Source organism: Xenorhabdus doucetiae (assembly GCF_000968195.1).
Taxonomy (GTDB): Bacteria; Pseudomonadota; Gammaproteobacteria; order Enterobacterales; family Enterobacteriaceae; genus Xenorhabdus; species Xenorhabdus doucetiae.
Window position 1 is genome coordinate 2,567,469 of the sequence record NZ_FO704550.1, and the last position, 18,240, is coordinate 2,585,708.

The 18,240-nt window shown below is 38.7% G+C and carries 15 protein-coding genes; 6 read left to right on the forward strand and 9 right to left on the reverse strand.

From position 1 onward, the window contains the following. Positions 1–116: 116 nt before the first annotated feature. The 6 genes from purN (at position 117) to mgtE (ending at position 6,788) form a co-directional block, all read left to right on the forward strand. The gene (gene purN, locus XDD1_RS11205) at positions 117–755 is read left to right on the forward strand and encodes a phosphoribosylglycinamide formyltransferase (RefSeq protein ID WP_045971197.1); all 639 of its coding nucleotides are present in this window, start codon (positions 117–119) and stop codon (positions 753–755) included. A 161-nt stretch (positions 756–916) separates the two neighbouring features. Next, positions 917–1,456: a spermidine N1-acetyltransferase gene (gene speG / locus XDD1_RS11210; RefSeq protein ID WP_045971198.1), complete on the forward strand. Its 540-nt coding sequence runs from the start codon at positions 917–919 to the stop codon at positions 1,454–1,456. Positions 1,457–1,553: 97 nt separating this feature from the next. Next, positions 1,554–3,623, forward strand: coding sequence for a polyphosphate kinase 1 (ppk1, locus tag XDD1_RS11215; RefSeq protein WP_045971199.1), 2,070 nt, complete (start codon positions 1,554–1,556; stop codon positions 3,621–3,623). Between the two features lie 3 nt (positions 3,624–3,626). Continuing rightward, positions 3,627–5,159 carry an exopolyphosphatase gene (gene ppx / locus XDD1_RS11220; protein ID WP_045971200.1) on the forward strand — a complete coding sequence of 511 codons (1,533 nt, stop codon included), beginning with the start codon at positions 3,627–3,629 and terminating at the stop codon, positions 5,157–5,159. A gap of 12 nt (positions 5,160–5,171) precedes the next feature. Continuing rightward, complete coding sequence (locus tag XDD1_RS18900) at positions 5,172–5,315, forward strand: YfgG family protein (RefSeq protein WP_071827267.1); 144 nt, start codon at positions 5,172–5,174, stop codon at positions 5,313–5,315. Between the two features lie 9 nt (positions 5,316–5,324). Beyond that, a complete protein-coding gene (mgtE, locus tag XDD1_RS11225) occupies positions 5,325–6,788 on the forward strand; it encodes a magnesium transporter (protein WP_045971202.1) in 1,464 nt (487 codons plus the stop codon). 71 nt (positions 6,789–6,859) lie between these two features. On the opposite strand, the gene XDD1_RS11230 is transcribed toward mgtE, so the two are convergent. From XDD1_RS11230 to XDD1_RS11270, 9 genes are all read right to left on the reverse strand, one after another. Beyond that, a complete protein-coding gene (locus XDD1_RS11230; RefSeq protein WP_045971204.1) occupies positions 6,860–8,074 on the reverse strand; it encodes a DUF6136 family protein in 1,215 nt (404 codons plus the stop codon). Positions 8,075–8,410: 336 nt separating this feature from the next. Continuing rightward, positions 8,411–10,375 (reverse strand): chorismate-binding protein, encoded by a 1,965-nt coding sequence (locus XDD1_RS11235; protein ID WP_231854394.1) that lies wholly within the window; start codon positions 10,373–10,375, stop codon positions 8,411–8,413. A 21-nt stretch (positions 10,376–10,396) separates the two neighbouring features. Further along, a complete protein-coding gene (locus XDD1_RS11240; RefSeq protein ID WP_045971208.1) occupies positions 10,397–11,026 on the reverse strand; it encodes an isochorismatase family protein in 630 nt (209 codons plus the stop codon). Between the two features lie 19 nt (positions 11,027–11,045). Beyond that, the gene (locus XDD1_RS11245) at positions 11,046–11,831 is read right to left on the reverse strand and encodes a 2,3-dihydro-2,3-dihydroxybenzoate dehydrogenase (protein WP_045971210.1); all 786 of its coding nucleotides are present in this window, start codon (positions 11,829–11,831) and stop codon (positions 11,046–11,048) included. A 157-nt stretch (positions 11,832–11,988) separates the two neighbouring features. Beyond that, the gene (locus tag XDD1_RS11250) at positions 11,989–13,782 is read right to left on the reverse strand and encodes an alpha/beta fold hydrolase (RefSeq protein WP_045971211.1); all 1,794 of its coding nucleotides are present in this window, start codon (positions 13,780–13,782) and stop codon (positions 11,989–11,991) included. Positions 13,783–14,188: 406 nt separating this feature from the next. After that, the gene (locus XDD1_RS18450) at positions 14,189–14,389 is read right to left on the reverse strand and encodes an ATP-binding cassette domain-containing protein (RefSeq protein WP_052705690.1); all 201 of its coding nucleotides are present in this window, start codon (positions 14,387–14,389) and stop codon (positions 14,189–14,191) included. A gap of 493 nt (positions 14,390–14,882) precedes the next feature. Continuing rightward, a complete protein-coding gene (locus tag XDD1_RS11260) occupies positions 14,883–16,076 on the reverse strand; it encodes a DegT/DnrJ/EryC1/StrS family aminotransferase (protein ID WP_045971213.1) in 1,194 nt (397 codons plus the stop codon). 146 nt (positions 16,077–16,222) lie between these two features. Further along, positions 16,223–17,206: an IS30 family transposase gene (locus XDD1_RS11265; RefSeq protein ID WP_045968417.1), complete on the reverse strand. Its 984-nt coding sequence runs from the start codon at positions 17,204–17,206 to the stop codon at positions 16,223–16,225. 169 nt (positions 17,207–17,375) lie between these two features. Next, positions 17,376–18,239, reverse strand: coding sequence for a DUF692 domain-containing protein (locus XDD1_RS11270; RefSeq protein ID WP_052705691.1), 864 nt, complete (start codon positions 18,237–18,239; stop codon positions 17,376–17,378). Position 18,240 lies beyond the last annotated feature (1 nt).

Genomic DNA, 18,240 nt, shown 5'->3' on the forward strand with positions numbered 1-18,240 from the left:
ATTTTACCCGATTGCTTTTTACCCCACTGATGTCAAGTTGCAGCGTGACCGACAAAGCTGCAACTTGAAAAATGCAGAGCATATTAGTCAATGAATTTCTTCAGTGAAGACAAGTTATGAAAAAAATTGTCGTTTTAGTCTCCGGCAATGGCAGCAATCTGCAATCCATCATCGACGCCTGCCAACAAAACCGAATTAATGGGCATATTGCCGCCGTCTTTAGTAATAAAGCCGATGCCTATGGCCTGCAACGTGCTGAACGGGCCGATATCCCTGCCCACTTTATCAACCCGCAAGCCTATGCAGATCGTGCAAGCTATGATATCGCCCTACGCCAAGCCATTGATCAATATGCTCCCGATTTAGTGGTTTTAGCGGGTTATATGCGAATTTTATCGCCCGGATTTGTCCAACACTATCATGGGCGTCTGCTCAATATTCACCCTTCTCTGTTGCCTAAATATCCCGGCCTGCATACCCATCGAAAAGCGATTGAAAACGGTGATCAAGAACATGGCACCTCTGTCCATTTCGTGACGGAAGAATTAGACGGTGGCCCGGTTATTTTACAAGCTAAAGTGCCCATTTTTGCGGGAGATCAGGAAGAAGATGTGAGCAAGCGGGTACAAACGCAAGAACACAGTATTTATCCTTTGGTTATCGGCTGGTTTTTAGATCAGCGTCTGGTTATGGAAAGGAACAGCGCAATAATGGATGGCCAGATTCTACCCCCACAAGGTTACGCATCGGAATAACCTATAACAGCGTAATAGGCAGCTTCAACTTACAGCATGGTGTTAACGAATTTGTGTTAACGGATTTGCGTTAGCGGATTTTGTTAAAGTATTTTTAAGTGCTATATTTCGGTGAGACTTTGCTGTAAGTGCCTATTTCGGAAAAAATCCTGAGGTATCCCATGTCCAGTGGTTCAGAAAATCCATCCGTCAATTTACGCCCCCTTGAACGGGAAGATCTGCCTTTTGTTCACCAAATCGATAATAACGCCAGTGTTATGCGCTACTGGTTTGAAGAGCCTTATGAAGCCTTTGTTGAATTATGCGACCTCTATGACAAGCATATCCATGACCAAAGTGAGCGCCGTTTTATCATCGAAAGCCTGAACTCCAAAGTGGGTTTGGTGGAATTAGTTGAAATTGATTATGTCCACCGTCGGGCAGAATTCCAGATTATCATCGCCCCAGCCTATCAAGGGCAAGGTTATGCCACCGTGGCGGCCAAACTTGCCATGGAATACGCTTTTGCTGTGTTGAATCTTTACAAGCTGTACCTGATTGTGGATAAAGAAAATTCGAAAGCCATTCATATATACAGTAAATTGGGATTCCACACTGAAGGTGAATTAATCGATGAATTTTTTGTCAACGGCTCTTATCATACCGCTATCAGAATGTGTACTTTCCAACATCACTATTTTGCTAATAAATTTTGCCAATAAATTTCACCAATAAAGCACGTGAAGCCTAAACCCGCACAACTCATTAAATGCCAACCATTAAACCCAGTGGAAAACTCAGGAGTAGTAAGGAGTAGTCATGTCCCACGATCGTCTTTATACCGATAAAGAACTTAGCTGGCTCTCTTTCAACGAGCGTGTACTTCAGGAAGCCGCTGACAAAAGTAACCCGCTGATTGAAAGAATGCGGTTTTTAGGGATCTACTCCAATAATTTGGACGAGTTTTATAAAGTTCGCTTTGCCGATGTCAAGCGACGCATTCTTATCAGTGAAGAGCAAGGTTCAGCCACGGCTGCCCGCCAATTATTGCGAAAGATTCAAGCCAAGGTAGCCAAAACCGATCAAGAGTTTGATGCTCTGTATAACGATTTGCTGCTGGAAATGGCACGTAACCAAATTTTCTTGATTAACGAACGGCAGATATCCCCGAATCAACAAATCTGGCTGCGGCAATATTTTCGCCAGCATTTGCGGCCACACATCACGCCAATCGTCATCAATTCAGAGACCAATTTGGTTGAGTTTCTCAAAGATGATTATACCTATTTGGCCGTTGAAATTATCCGGGGGCAAGAAACGCAATATGCTTTGTTAGAGATTCCATCTGATAAAGTCCCGCGTTTTGTCAACCTGCCCCCGGAGATGCCAAAAAAACGCAAATCAATGATATTGATTGATAATATTCTGCGCTACACACTGGATGAAATTTTCAAGGGGTTCTTCGATTACGATACCCTGAACGTCTATTCGATGAAAATGACCCGTGATTCCGAATATGATCTGGCAACCGAGATGGAATCCAGCCTGCTGGAACTGATGTCTTCCACGCTGAAACAGCGGCTGACCGCGGAGCCGGTGCGATTTGTCTATCAGCGTGATATGCCGGATGAAATGGTGGAACTGCTGCGCAGCAAACTGGGGCTGTCCAACGATGACTCGGTGATTGCAGGCGGCCGTTATCATAACTTTAGGGATTTCATCAAGTTCCCCAATGAAGGTAATCGCAACCTGCTGAATAAACCCATACCGCGGCTGCGCCACACGTGGTTCGACCATTTCCGCAACGGGTTCGACGCCATCCGTGAAAAAGATGTCCTGCTTTATTACCCTTATCACACCTTCGAACATGTGCTGGAATTGCTGCGTCAGGCGTCTTTCGATCCCAGTGTGCTCTCCATCAAGATTAATATCTACCGTGTCGCCAAAGACTCACGCATTATCGACTCGATGATCCATGCAGCGCACAATGGCAAGAAAGTGACTGTGGTGGTGGAGTTGCAGGCACGCTTTGACGAAGCCGCCAATATCCATTGGGCAAAACGCCTCACTGAAGCGGGTGTCCATGTTATTTTCTCCGCGCCCGGCCTGAAAATTCACGCCAAGCTCTTCATCATTTCGCGGCTGGAAGGAGAAGAGATTATCCGTTACGCCCATATTGGCACGGGGAATTTCAACGAAAAAACCGCGCGCCTCTATACCGACTATTCGCTGCTGACGGCCAAACCCGAAGTCACCAATGAGGTGCGCCGGGTATTTAACTTTATTGAAAACCCTTACCGGCCGGTCATGTTTGATAATTTAATGGTCTCACCGCAAAATTCACGCGCTATGCTTAACCGGCTGATTACTCAGGAAATTGAGCATGCACAAGCCGGTGAATTGGCGGGGATCACCCTGAAAATCAATAACCTGGTAGACAGGGAGCTGGTCAATCGCTTGTATGATGCCTCGGAAGCCGGTGTCAAGATCCGCATTCTTGTACGAGGCATGTGCTCTTTGGTGCCTAATCAGCCCGGCTTTAGTGAAAACATTCAAGTCACCAGTATTGTGGATCGCTTTCTGGAACACGATCGCGTTTATGTTTTCACCAACAAAGGCAATGAAAAAGTGTTCCTTTCTTCGGCCGACTGGATGACCCGCAATATTGACTACCGCATTGAAGTGGCGGTTTGCCTGCTCGATCCGATGCTAAAACAACAGGTTATGGATATCCTCGAACTCCAATTCAGTGATACCGTCAAAGCACGCTATATTGATAAGGAATTGAGCAATCGCTATGTTCCACGGGGAAATAAGCGTAAAATCCGCGCGCAACTTGCTGTTTATGATTATTTAAAGAACCTCGAACAACCGGAACCAAGAGCCTGATCTATGCCGTTGAAACATGACACCCCAATACCCAAACCTCAAGAGATTGCCACAATTGATTTGGGTTCCAATAGCTTTCACATGGTGATCGCCCGTATTGTTAACGGTGCATTACAGGTGATTGGGCGTTTAAAAAAGCGGGTTTATCTTGCCGATGGTTTAAACAGCAAAAATGCGTTAAGCGAAGAAGCCATAAACCGTGGCCTGAATTGTCTTTCCCTGTTTGCCGAACGGTTACAGGGTTTTTCCGCCAATAATGTCTGTTTAGTGGGAACACATAGTTTACGTGAAGCGACCAACGTACAAGAATTTTTGCAACGGGCAAAAGAAGTTATCCCCTATCCCATTGAAATTATCTCTGGCCATGAAGAAGCCCGCCTGATTTTTATGGGCGTTGAGCACACCCAACCGGAAAAAGGCCGGAAACTGGTGATTGATATTGGCGGAGGCTCCACAGAATTGGTCATCGGTGAAGACTTCGAACCGCTATTGATTGAGAGCCGCCGTATGGGTTGTGTCAGTTTTTCCCGTCAATTCTTTCCGGACGGTGTGATTAATGAACATAATTTTCGCAAGGCACGACTCCAGGCGGCACAAAAACTGGAAAATCTCGTTTGGCAATTTCGAACCAAAGGCTGGGATTTTGCCTTGGGTGCGTCAGGCACGATCAAAGCCATACACGAACTCTTGGTGAAATTGGGTGAAAAAGATGGCCTGATTACACCAGAACGCTTAAACATGCTGGTGAAACGCATCCTGAAATATAAAAATTTCAACGAGCTGGAATTGCCGGGATTGTCCAATGACCGCAAACAAACATTTGTTCCCGGCCTGTCAATTTTGTGCGGTATTTTCGATGCCCTGCATATTCAGGAATTACGCTTGTCTCAAGGTGCATTGCGGGAAGGTGTACTTTATGAAATGGAAGATCGTTTCCGTCATCAGGATATTCGCCAGAGAACCGCCAAAAGCCTTGCCGAACACTATAATATCGATCGGGAACAGGCCGGCCGCGTTTGGGATACCGCCAAAAACCTGTATGACCAATGGGCAGAACAGAATCCCAAACGGGTTCATCCACAACTGGAAGCGATTCTATTGTGGGCAGCCATGCTGCATGAAGTGGGTTTAAGCATTAATTTAAGTGGGTTGCAACGGCATTCAGCTTATATCCTGCAAAATACCGAATTACCGGGGTTCACCCAAGAACAGCAATTATTGCTGGCAACACTGGTGCGTTATCACCGTAAAACGGTTAAAGTCCATGAGCATCCCCGCTTCTATCTGTTTAAGAAAAAACAGTATCTTCCTATGTTGAAGATATTACGCTTGGCAACCTTGTTGAATAACCAACGCCAATCAACTACCACACCGGAGTCACTGAGGTTAGAAACCGATCATGGCCATTGGACACTCTACCTGCCCCAAGATTATTTAAAACAAAATGCGCTGGTCTTGCTCGATCTGGAACAAGAGCAAAGCTATTGGGGTGACGTGACTGGCTGGCACTTACAGATTAAAGAGGAATCGATTTAACGATGTCGCGCTATGAAAAAGAAACCTGTTCAAATTATCCAATTGATCCTGTTTATCAGCTTCTTAATTTTATTTGGGCGCTTTATCTATTCATTTGTGGCAGCATTGGAGCATCACCAGCAAATACAGCAACAAACAGAGAAATCGCTCAATTAAAGGTGCCTCATGTCACAATCGGCCTTTACGCCTGATAATACCACCGTTGCCAACCAGCATTCCCAAAAACTGGCACATGCCCGTCAACACCTGCTTTCACTGTTTATCCACGATAAGCTGTTTGTCGATACCTTATTGGGGCAAGCTGATGAACATTCAGCGATCAGTGACGAGCAGTTACTGGAGAAAATAGAGGAAGTCAGTGCGCTGCTGACCAGCCTGCACGCTGCCGATATCGCCGACATTCTGGAAGCCTTGCCTTATGATGAACGTCTTGCTTTATGGCGCTTGATTGACAATCGCCAGCGCGGTGAGGTTTTAGTAGAAGCGTCCATCCCCGTTTGGGATAACCTGATCAAGGATATGTCTGACGTTGAGCTGTTACGCGCCATCGGTAAGCTGCATGTAGATGAACAGGCTTATATCGCAGAGTATCTTCCCCGCGATACCACCCGCCGCCTGCTGACCTATCTGGAGCCAAGACAACGCAATCGTATCCGGGAAGTGTTGCAGTACCATAAAGACAGTATCGGCCAAATGATGGATTTCGAGTTCGTGACCGTGCGGGGCAATGTGACACTCGGTGCTGTTCAGCGCTTTTTACGTTCCCGCGGCGATATTCCTGAAACCACCGATAAGATCTTTGTTATTGACCGCAAAAATCGCCTACAGGGAGAGCTTCCGCTCACCACGTTGCTCACTAACGTACCGGGTAAATTCGTTTCCGAAGTCATGAATACGGATACCGTGACTTTCCTGCCGGAGCAAAAAGGGGAAGATGCCGCCAGTGCGTTCGAACGTTATGACCTGGTTTCTGCCGCCGTGGTAGACAATAACGGGCGCCTAATGGGACGCCTGACGGTTGAAGATATTGTTGATACCTTGAGCGAAGAAACGGATACCAATATTCGCCGCATGGGGGGCTTAAGCCGTGAAGAAGACGTTTTTGCCCCTGTGGGTCAGGCGGTCAAAACTCGCTGGACGTGGCTTGCCATCAATTTGTGCACCGCTTTTGTCGCATCACGGGTTATCGGGCTTTTTGAGCATACCATTTCCCAACTCGTTGCCCTTGCGACTCTGATGCCCATCGTTGCAGGGATTGGCGGCAATACCGGTAATCAGACCATTACCATGATCGTCCGCGCGCTCGCGCTCCATCAAATCCAGACAGGCAGTTTTTCTTACCTGCTATTAAGGGAACTGGGGGTTGCCTTTATCAACGGCATTATCTGGGGCGGAATAATGGGTGTTATCACTTATCTGCTCTATGGTGACCTTGCGATGGGAGGCGTCATGACCCTGGCGATGGTATTGAACCTCATAATGGCCGCGCTGATGGGCGTATTGATCCCGTTTATTATGATGAAACTGGGCAGAGATCCGGCCATTGGCTCCAGTGTGATGATCACCGCCATTACGGATACCGGCGGGTTCTTTATCTTTTTGGGATTGGCAACGTTGTTTTTGGTTTAGTTCATTTTGTAAAAATGGGTCATGACTCCAATTTACTGATAAGGATGAATCAGAGTCATGACCCTTTTATTTTATATATTTAAATTATGTATTAAACAACTCCCTTCCCATATAGTAAATACTGATATATTGAATAATAAAAATTTAAAAATAAATCCAGATCTATTTTTTTGTAATATGCAGATAATCCTAAATAGGAAAAGTGTTATTGGTAAAATAAAAATAGCTATGGCCGTTAATTTACTATAACACAAAGTTATAACAAGAGGAATGGTTAGTACAATCATTGTTATTGATAAAACATTTAAAATTGCAGATAAAATATTTTTTTCTGATATACAAAAAGACCTAAATAATCCAAGCATCGGCATATGCAAAGAAATCATTGTATATAAAAGAGCTGATGTTTGAAATATGAGAATTACATGAAAAAATGCAGCAAGTAAAATAACAACTGAGAAACTCAAGCCCATAGAATTTAATAATAAAAGTATTAAAATGGGAACAATTAAAATAATAAATAAATTTATTCTTTGGTTTATATATTTCAAACCAAACAAGTAATAAAATGATATCATTCCGACATTTGATTTAAAGCCTTTATTTGGGTCAACTATTTTTAGGGGTTTTGTTTTTTTAAAAAAAACAAATTGAAAGTTTTTAATTTTATAAATAAATACATATACCACCAAAAATGAAAATATTTTTATGGTGAGCAATGATGTAATAGACATCACAAAAGGGATAAATAATGACAATAAAAAAACAATTAAACAAGAATGTGGCGAATAGAGGAAAATCAATTGAAAAAACAAAAAATACATCATTAACAATAAAATTATTATTTCTTTTTTTAAAAAAACAATATTGCCCCCCCCTTCATGACAAAATAACATTGCAGCAAAGAATGGCAAAAAAATGGGAATATCAATAATGAATAGTAAAGACAAATTCAATGAATTTATAATACTTTTACTGATTGGTAAAGTCTCTAAAAAATTCTGACAATTTCCGCCACTAATACCTTTTGTCTGGATGCTACAAATAACAATGAATGAAATTGATAATAAAGACCATATAAATAACACATGATAAATATTATGATCATCAGTTAATGCTAAAATAGGAGTGGCTAACAGGCGCATCTGTGATAAAAATGGCATTGCCATAGGAGAAATAATTAAAAGAAAAAATAGCGTGACACCCATGCGTTTTTTAAGTATTTCAGATGTGACATTAGAATAATGTCGGAGACGAAAAAGTAAAAGTGTAATATAAACTTTCATTTATTTACCCTATCTTAGTGTGTTTCCCGAGAGATCCTTGAGCCACGGTTAATAAGACAACCCATAAGGCCTCACTCATGAAAAATGACTCTTAACCAATTCCAGATTAAATTCAGCAGAATATTAATCCTGAGATTGTTATCATTACAACTGTTCTGTAAGCCCAGTCGGTGACATAGTGTATTTTTATTGATAAATCATAGGAATAAATAGGTCGCATTGCTTGTCTTTAAAAAGGCAATAATCCAACACGGACAAAACAAAATGTTTTTTATAAAAATGGTGCAAACAAAACCGAGCTGGAAAAATTACATCAGGAAAAATCGGAAAATGGTTCTAAACAGGGTCAATTTTTTCTGATGTTGACGTTTTTCTTAATGCATTTTGTATGAGCCATAAGTAAATGGTAAAAGCATCTTGTGTTAAAAATGACTCGTTATGAAATTGAATTGAGGTCACATTATTTGACGACAATGCAATAATTTCATTGGAAATAAGCCTTTCAAAATGGATAGTTTTGTCATATTTTGTACTATACCAGTAAGGCTCATGATACATAGCCGAAAAACTATTATAGAAACCGACACAATGATTTTTTCCCTGAATCAATACCTGATATTGACTACCCTGACGATTTTTGGGTAAGCGTATAATTGGGATGCCAAGCTCAGCACAAATGAGTTGATGCCCCAGACACGTGCCAATTAGCGGATGCTGGAAACGCAATTGTTGCGCAATAACTTGTCGGGCAATCCGAACTTTTTCGAGTTTCAGGTTGGTAGGGTCACCCGGTCCCGGGCCGATGAACACGATGTTGTTACTGGTCTGTGGCAATTTGCACTGACTGTCATACCAGGGAACAATTGTGATAGAGCAGCCCACTCTTCTTAGCTGATAGGCGATCATTTCGGTAAAAGTATCTTCCATATCAATCAGGAAGATCTTGTTGTGAGGCAGGATCATCTGGTTTTGTTCCATCTTTCCCAGCCAGAATGCGGATGCTTTCTCATTGCGTTGTGCCAAAAGTTGGTTTGCTCTGTTATACAACTCTGCGGATATTTCCGCTTTTGGCGAACCTGAAGATTTTGTCGCAACATCAAAGAAAGAATGCATCAACCCCTGCAATTTAGCGCGTGTTTCGCAGGCTTCATTATGTGGTACGGAATCCCTGACAATAGTCGAACCTGCCATCAAACGGAAATGCCCCTGTGAGCTGATATCAGCAGTACGGATCACGATTGCAGAATCCAGATAACGTTTTTTGCCGTTATTACCGATAATAGCAACAACACCGCTATAATAACCACGGCCTCGTTGTTCGTGGCGTGCAATGACTTTACAAGCATTTTCAATTGGACTACCCGTGACTGCTGGAGCAAACAGCGATTGCTGAATAATTTCCTTCAGACCCCGGTCAGATTCACCATTAATATAGTATTCTGTGTGGGCGATATGCGACATCGCCTTGAGTTTCGGACCGGATACTTGGATATTGCGTTGACAAATACTGCTCATCATTTTGAGTTCTTCATCGACCACCATGAATAACTCGTTGCACTCTTTTTTATTCTGTAAAAAATTACACAGTGCACGCTCTAAATACTGAGATTCAGGATACCGGAATGTACCGCTGATGGGGTTCATCGAAACAGACTGTTGGCTAACCTTAATATGTTGTTCGGGTGTACTGCCAATAAAATAGCGGTTGCCAGTATAAAATATCCATGTCCAGTAAGTTCCACATTCTGACTGTACCAATCGTTTAAATAAACTCAGCGCGTGCCTGATACTAAAACCATCAAGATCAGCTTCTAAGCTACGTGAAATAACAAAATTACTGCCTTCCCCGGTGCTGATTTCCCGGTTAATTACAGTATCGACAATCTCACTGTACGCTTGATCATCGAGATCGAAATGAAGATTCTGTGGCTGAATATCATAATTGGCGATGGCTGCCATAAACTGGTTAACAGGATGATATGCCAGTTTATCAATGTGCATAACGATCACCTGTTCGTGGTCGTCAATGCAAGCATAGCCCTTTTCCTTTAATTGATTAAAAGGTAGCAGCACCAACTGCGACACTTGATGAATGTTAGCATCTATCGTCGGAGTATCGAGGGTTAAATCAGAGAGGAAAGGAAATTGCTCAATATTGCCCTCAAGGAATAATACCGAATCAGCCATATCGACTTGCGGACGATAAATACAAGCAAAAGGTCGATCGAGATTGGCGATATAAACCGGGAGTTCAGCGATATTGCAAGCGGCGAGTGTTGTTTTATTAGTAGATAACATCATTATTTCCTTTAATACAGGACGTTATTCCAACATGTTGATGAGCTGTTGGGTGGATAACACTACGGAACAAGTTTCTGCTGCCAACTCTAGTGCCAGGCGATGTTTTTCTGCAGAAAAATCAGCAACGGCATCGGCTATGAAAAAAGTTTCGATGTCATTGGAGTAAGCTTCCTGTGCTGTGCACAAGCAGCCGATGTGAGCATAAACACCGCATATGATGAGCTGATCGCGTTTAAGGCTGTGCAGCATAGACAACAGTGGGGAATTGAAAAACGCACTGTAACGCCATTTGGTTAAAACCTGTTCACCTTCCTGGGGTGCTAGTTGTGGAACAATCTGTTTGTGGTCGTGGCTGGCCCGCATACCCGGTCCCCATAGACTTTTCAGCAATCCTCTCTGCTGGGGAGTCATGTCTCCCGGCTGAGCAGAATAAAACACGGGAATTTGCAGATATCGGGCAGCATTCAGCAAATGACACGTATTATCAATAACCTGTGCCACAGGTGATGTATTCGCCGTAAAAAATTTGAGAAAATAGTGCTGCATATCATGGATGAGCAATGCTATGCGTGTGCAATCAGCCTGCCAGTTTGCAATGGATATCGGTAATAGGTGTTCTATCGGTAATGGATAAGACGATATTTTTTCCATTCTGCTTTCCTTCTCAAAATTAACAACTTCCGAGGGCGGCACCGCCATCGACCAGTAATGTTGAAAGCGTGGTTTGGCCTGACTCTTCGCACAAGTAGAAACAGACTGCCGTGGCGATCTCTTTCACCGTTGCGATCTTGTTGAGCGGAATACCAATACGAAATTGTTGCAGATTGCCCTTGAGGGTATTTTGCCGATCACGTTCGTTCTGCCACATACTCCGCAGCATAGGTGTGTCGGTGGATCCGGGAGCAACAACGTTGCAACGAATACCATACGGTGCAACCTCCAACCCTAATGCATAAGTAAATGCTTGTGCTGCTGCTTTTGATGCGCAGTACGCCGCCATAGTGGCTCGAGGCACACGCGCTGCGTTAGACGCTATAGTCACAATGCTGCCTTTCCGCTGTTTCATCATCACGTTGGCCGCATGGCGGCTAACGTTAAATACGCCGGTTGCATTGACTGCAAAGGTTTTTTCCCAATCCTGAAGGGATGTCTCAGTAACAAAAGAGTGACATAATACGGCCGCACCATTGACCAGATATCCCACCGGCCCCAACTGACAACTCAGTGTGGCAAAGGCTTTTTCAACACATTGAGCGTCAGCTACATCAACGGTAAAACCCATAATTGGCTGCGTATATTCGTCTTTTAGCTCGACAACCAGAGATTCCAATGCTTGCGACTTGTTATCCAACAGCGCTAATGAAATACCTTCTTTCGCCAGCAAACGGGCTACAGCCTCACCAATACCCCCACAAGCGCCAGTAATGACAGCAATATAATGTTTATCAAAAGTCATTTCGTTGTAACTCTTTCCAGTAATGTAATGAGATCTGCATTTGCGACATATTTAAGCGCAGATTGCATATCCGTAGAGAACGGTGTTACTTTAAAGACACTAAAAACACTCTTACTTGTACTTAAATAAATAAACAATTAATTAACAACCTTGTTTATTATGAAAATTCAAGATGCATAATAAATTTATCTATCTCGATATTACAGTACTCCCAGCTGTCACTTCGTCTAAATATGTGATTATCATTTTCTAACGTATACAATTTACGTTTAACACTTGCATCTGTGAAAGACTTTGAATGTTCCCAAGGAGTCACCTCATCTTCTTTTGAATGAATTATCAACATATCGGTATCTATCTTTGCAAATAACTTATTTATTATAGCTTCATTCTTTATTAAAGATTCTTTTAAAACATTATAATCATAAACTGGGTTAATAAGAATGGTTGGAATTGATGAATTAGTGTTATGCAAAAATTTCAGTATAGATAAACTACCTAAGCTACCAGAACAAAGTACAATTTTATTGAAACCAATTTCATGCAACTCTGTAATTACACCTCTCAGATAATCATCCTCATTAATATCTTTATTGATTTCAAAGTTATTTTCAGAACTAAAGGAACTAGGAAGATTAATTATAACACCTTGATAGTCTTTTGAGTTATCTTTGGTAAAGAGACGACAAATACATTCTTGAAACATATTTGGCTGCATACCACTCATTGCCAATTTATGGGCTCCGGGATAATAAATAACAATGATATCCTCTTTTTTGCAATTTAGATTTAAGATGTCTTTTTTTACAGATAACCAATTAATCCCAGATATACATGGATATTTTGTTTTGGTTTGATGTAATATTTTTACATCTCTACTAACACGACTGAACTTCAATATTGATAGTTTATTTTCCAGTAATCCATAAAAAATACAATCACCGTTTTTTATAATGACCAATTTATAGCCTACATCTTCAAAAATCATTCTTGTGACGAATTTATTACCACAGTTTGTTACTTCAAAAATTTTTCTGACCGGTTTATTTGAGGAATATTCAATTGCAATGTAATATATTGAAGAGTAAAAATTCGATGAAACAAAGTTAATAACCACATGCTGTGGTAGAGATATAGGAGTTATATGCTCATTTACAGAGTTATAATGGCATAAATAAACGTTATTATTTCTCTCGCAGAGAAATAAAACATCGTTATTTTTCCATCTTGATAAATTAATATCTTTTATACTTAAATGAGATACTGCATCAACACTTATATTTTTGATTGAATTAAAGTCATATTTATTTAAAACAATAAGATGATTATTATTTTCACCAATTAAATCTTTTGGTTGTATATAGATATATATATATGATTCAGTAGAAACTATACTAAAATGGGTTCTAGAATTACAATTTATCTCCCCTATTCTATATATGAAACTTTCTTCCCCCTCATTCATGACTAAAGTGAAATTATTTTCATCATCTCTAGAGAGTATATAGTTTTTATTTTCATTTAAAAGAAAAGATTTAACATTTTTTTGAAAAATATAATATTCACCAAAAGAATTCGGCAAGGTTTTAAACAATGTTTCTCCAGATAATAGCCATAATTTATTTTTGCTATCAAATTGCATTGATTTTATGTTTTTTAAATTAATTAACCCACATCTTTTATTATTTTCGAGAGAAAAAACCTTAACGTTATTACTTGTACTCAAGGCATAGTTTTCGTTAGAAAAAGAAATTATGTTTTTATAAATGGTTTCTTCTAGATGCAAAAAAATAATTTCCTCTTCAAAAATTTTATACCAATAATGGTATACGTTATTACCATCACTAGCAATCCAGGACAAAACCACATCTTCTTTATTATCATTTTGCAATGAGATAATAAATGGTGTTTCAAAAATACTTTGTTTTCCAACAAATGAAAAATAATTCACTTAATTACCCTTAAATATGTTTATGTTAATAACATGAGGTTTTAGGTATTTTTTAACTTCAAAATCATGGCATGTCATTATAACCAATCCAGACAAACTGAATTTTTTTATGTTTTTGATAAAAAATAAAAGTGAATCATTATCAAGTCCATTAGTTGGCTCATCAAAAATAAGTATTTTTACATTTGCTATAATAGCAGAAATTAACATGAACTTTTTTGCAGTTCCAAGAGACATATCACGAAAATGAGTATGCATATAATTATGCAAATTAAAACCATCGATTAAATAAAATTGTTTTTTTATCTCTATTTTTCTTATAGAACAAATAAGATCTAAAAATTCTTTCCCAGTAATGAATTCATATATACAAGGGATATCAGGAGCATAGGCTATAAGTTTTTTTCTACAACCGCCCCCCCCCCCTTAAAAACACATCCCCATAATCAGGTTTAATGGCACCAGCTATAATTCCTAGCAAAGTTGATTTACCTGAACCATTTTCTCCTTCCAGACAATAGATACCATTATTAGGAAAAGTAAAGCAAGCATCCTTAATTATAAAGCTTCCTGAATATTCCTTACATATATTGGATAATTTAATCATCGTGACACCTATTTTAATTTAAAATAAATACATTTAGTCATAATATATGATTGCAACTAATTCCATCATCCGGCTACATGGATTTTAATTATTTAACTACCCATTTCATCAAAAACATTAGGTTTTAATTATCTATTATATAGTCATGTATAAAAAGACACTAAATAATCATGTAACTTAATATTGAATAACAGGCACCTAGAAAGGTGAGATATAATAAGTTTTTTTAATACAAGCATCATTTACATCTAATTAAAAATATTAATATTAGTGTTTTATATTTAAAATCATCTACCTCATAAGTGAAGAGATGATAAATACTTACTTCACATAACAGATTAACTTGCATAATCACACACCTATTGTTATTTATTTTCCGTTTAACAAAGCTACCGCCATTAAGTTATTCGCACGAGAGTAACTTATTGTTTTATCTAGATTTCTTGTTAATGAATTATTTTAATATTTGCATGGTTAAAAACAAAATATTTAATTAATTTTTCAATGCCAAAATTACTTTTTTTATCGCTCTGTAAATATCTAGCATATCATCATAGCCCCCTAATAAAACTCGGTGATGTATCCAAACCCCTCTATTTGAAATATATTCAGTAACTGGACACGAGTCTACAAATTTTTGCTTATGTTGTGTCGTACAAGGATATAGCCAATAATTATCAACATGGTAGATTGCTTTATAAGTACGAAATGCTGGAATTCCCTCCGCGAAGAGGCAGGATACAAAGTAATTACGATCAATATATGCAATCCTTTGATTAAGTGTAAACATAAACATATAATGAGGATGAAATGTTACGATTTTATTATCGTATTCTTGAAGAGTAATTTCTGGTAACGTTTTTAATAGTTCCTTTAAACTTTCCGCGTTACGCTCTCGAATCTGAGTTTGTTCCTTGAGTCTTTTTAGTTGAGTACGTAAAACTGCAGCAGAGAACTCATTTAGTCTAGCATTTGTTGCGATTACAGTATGCTGATATTCTCTATCTTTTGCATGACGTCCACAATTACTATAAAGAAAAACAAGATCACGTAATTCTTGAGTAGGGCACAAAACAACACCGCCTTCCCCTGCTGTCATTAGCTTAAGGTTATGAAAACTAAAGCATGCCAGTGTTCCCCAATCACCTATCTTTTTCCCTTTTTCTCCACAGGCTCCATGTGCATGAGCGGCATCTTGAACAATAAAAATGCCGTGTTTATTAGCTATTTTTATTATTTTGTTCATATCACATAAATGACCAGCCATATGAACTGGTATGATTGCTTTTGTTCGGGGAGTTATATTTTTTTCAATTAAATTAGGATCGATGCAATAAGTGCTTTTTAAAATATCTATCGCTATTGGTATTGCACCAACTCGTTGAACAGCCATACTAGTAGAAATAAATGTAAAAGCTGGAACTATAACCTCATCTCCAGGTTTTATACCAGAAGCTAATAATGCTAATTCTAATGCTACCGTTCCACTAGCGACAGTAACAGCATAACCATTATGGTATTGACCGAATTCTTGTTCAAATAAATTATTTTCTTCCCCTTGATTTCTCCACCAATATCCTTGGTGCAAGCTTCTCAATAATGCTCGCTCTTCGTTTTCATTATAATAAGGCCATTTGGGAAAGTTATCGAGACGAATAGCTCTACCACCATTGATTGCTAATTTCATATCAATCACCTATTTAATTTCAATAAATTATTAAACCATCTATATGAGATTTTATTTTTATGCCAAATCAAAATATACTATAAAATCAAATTTATATATAAAAATAAACTTAGTTTAATACTAAATTTAATTCTTGGATTCGCATATTAAGCGCAACACCGTAATGAACGAAGTAAATGAGTTGGGGTTCCTGTAAATAACTCATTCGGTGTTTTATAATCTCGTGTCTTACGTGGTCGATTATTTAGTCGGTTTGCCACAAGGTTAACCTCCCGCTCTGATACCTTATTAAAATCGGTTCCTTTTGGGAAGTAATCTCTGATTAATCCATTTATGTTCTCATTTATCCCTCTTTCCCAAGGGGAATACGGATGAGCAAAATAAATTTTTGTCTCTAAATTTTTACCGATCCGTTCGTGTTCGGCAAATTCGAGTCCGTTATCAAAGGTAATTGTTTTAACTTTATGTTTTATCATCGATAAATGTCTTGTCGCCGCTTTGGCAACACCTTCTGCTGTTTTATCTTCAAGTTTAATGATGATCGTAAATAACGATTTTCGTTCAACTAAAGTCAATAAGGCACTTTTACGATCTTTGCCAACGATAGTATCCCCTTCCCAATCCCCAATACGCTGCTTTTTATCAACAATTTTTGGGCGCTTATCAATACTGACTCTGTTTTTAATTTTTCCTCTGTGCTCATGGCTTCCATAGCGTTTACGATACGGTTTTTTCGCTATCCTAAGATGTTGCCATAAATCACCGCCATTTATTTTATCTTTATAAATCAATCGATAAATTGTTTCATGATGTAAAGAGATTTTCGCTTCCCGCTTGAGATAACCCACAACTTGTTCCGGACTTAAATCTTGCCAAATTAACTGTTTTATCCACTTTGTTATCTCTGGCGTGATTTTTACGGCTTTTACCTTAGAATGACGGCGTTCTAATGCTTTACGCTGAGCTTGTTCAGGTTCATATTTCTCGGCTTCCCGGTTTCGTCTCAATTCCCGGCTAATTGTTGATGGGGCCCGATTAAGCGACGTTGCAATAAAACGTTGTGTAAAACCGGCTTCTTTTAAGCCGAAAATCTGGTATCTTTCTGTTTCGGTCAGTTGCGTATAGGCCATAGTGCATTTTCCTTTGGCGAGAAAGATGCCTACTATAGCAACTGACCGCCTTTCTTAGAAATTGCACTTACTATGCGAATCCAAGATTGTTTATTATATCCTTTCTATATAGTTAGTGACGTCATTATCAATAGAATTATGTTGATTATATAAATTGGTTATCAAAAAATTACACTAGTTTATGCCCAAACTTACGTGGACAGGTGAGACGACAATATGCAGGGGAAGTAAATAATATTTCTCTAGCACGGTGCAAACTCTCTAAAATATCATTAATGTCGAAATTGGAATCTCTTTCCAAGACAATACCATGAGGCACAATTCTAGAGCATAGATATTCAAGTAATTCCCATACTGGTTTTTCTATTGTATGCCCATGGCTATCTATTAACAGTTCATCATGGATATATCCTCCAGCTATATGAACTTCCACTATTGAATTCAAATTTATTTTTTCTAAAAAATTATAAGGATCATAATTATGATTTTTAGAATTAATATAAAGATTATTTACATCAAGCAATAATCCGCATCCACTTTCCTTAACAATATCATATATAAATTTACACTCACTATATTCATTGTCAGGAAAATCAAAATAATATGAAATATTTTCTATTAAAAATGGTATATTAACAGATGAGCAAACCTCTTTTATTTTTGATATTATTCTTTTTTTATTATATGAATTCCTTCTAATAGGCATCAATTGATCTATATCAAAATCATTTATTTTTGTATATGCCAAGTGATCACTAAACCATAATGGAGATAATTTATTTATGATATTTACTGTTGCTTTTAAATATTTTGAATCCATATCTTCATAGGTACCTATCGATGATTTCAATCCATGTAGTACACAATGTTTTTTGGTTAAAATTTTTTGCAAAGATAAAGGGATATCTTTAGATAAAAAAAACAAGTCAGTGATGATTTCTATAAAATCAAAAGCATCAATATTATTTAATAAATCATTACCTATTTCAGCGCGATAGTTAATCCCAATACCGTATGGAAGATTGTATAACATA

Coding starts and splice junctions, on each gene's coding strand:
- purN (WP_045971197.1), top strand. CDS start 117: ATGAAAAAAATTGTCGTTTTAGTCTCCGGCAATGGCAGCAATCTGCAA.
- speG (WP_045971198.1), top strand. CDS start 917: ATGTCCAGTGGTTCAGAAAATCCATCCGTCAATTTACGCCCCCTTGAA.
- ppk1 (WP_045971199.1), top strand. CDS start 1,554: ATGTCCCACGATCGTCTTTATACCGATAAAGAACTTAGCTGGCTCTCT.
- ppx (WP_045971200.1), top strand. CDS start 3,627: ATGCCGTTGAAACATGACACCCCAATACCCAAACCTCAAGAGATTGCC.
- XDD1_RS18900 (WP_071827267.1), top strand. CDS start 5,172: ATGAAAAAGAAACCTGTTCAAATTATCCAATTGATCCTGTTTATCAGC.
- mgtE (WP_045971202.1), top strand. CDS start 5,325: ATGTCACAATCGGCCTTTACGCCTGATAATACCACCGTTGCCAACCAG.
- XDD1_RS11230 (WP_045971204.1), bottom strand. CDS start 8,074: ATGAAAGTTTATATTACACTTTTACTTTTTCGTCTCCGACATTATTCT.
- XDD1_RS11235 (WP_231854394.1), bottom strand. CDS start 10,375: ATGATGTTATCTACTAATAAAACAACACTCGCCGCTTGCAATATCGCT.
- XDD1_RS11240 (WP_045971208.1), bottom strand. CDS start 11,026: ATGGAAAAAATATCGTCTTATCCATTACCGATAGAACACCTATTACCG.
- XDD1_RS11245 (WP_045971210.1), bottom strand. CDS start 11,831: ATGACTTTTGATAAACATTATATTGCTGTCATTACTGGCGCTTGTGGG.
- XDD1_RS18450 (WP_052705690.1), bottom strand. CDS start 14,389: ATGATTAAATTATCCAATATATGTAAGGAATATTCAGGAAGCTTTATA.
- XDD1_RS11260 (WP_045971213.1), bottom strand. CDS start 16,076: ATGAAATTAGCAATCAATGGTGGTAGAGCTATTCGTCTCGATAACTTT.
- XDD1_RS11265 (WP_045968417.1), bottom strand. CDS start 17,206: ATGGCCTATACGCAACTGACCGAAACAGAAAGATACCAGATTTTCGGC.
- XDD1_RS11270 (WP_052705691.1), bottom strand. CDS start 18,239: ATGTTATACAATCTTCCATACGGTATTGGGATTAACTATCGCGCTGAA.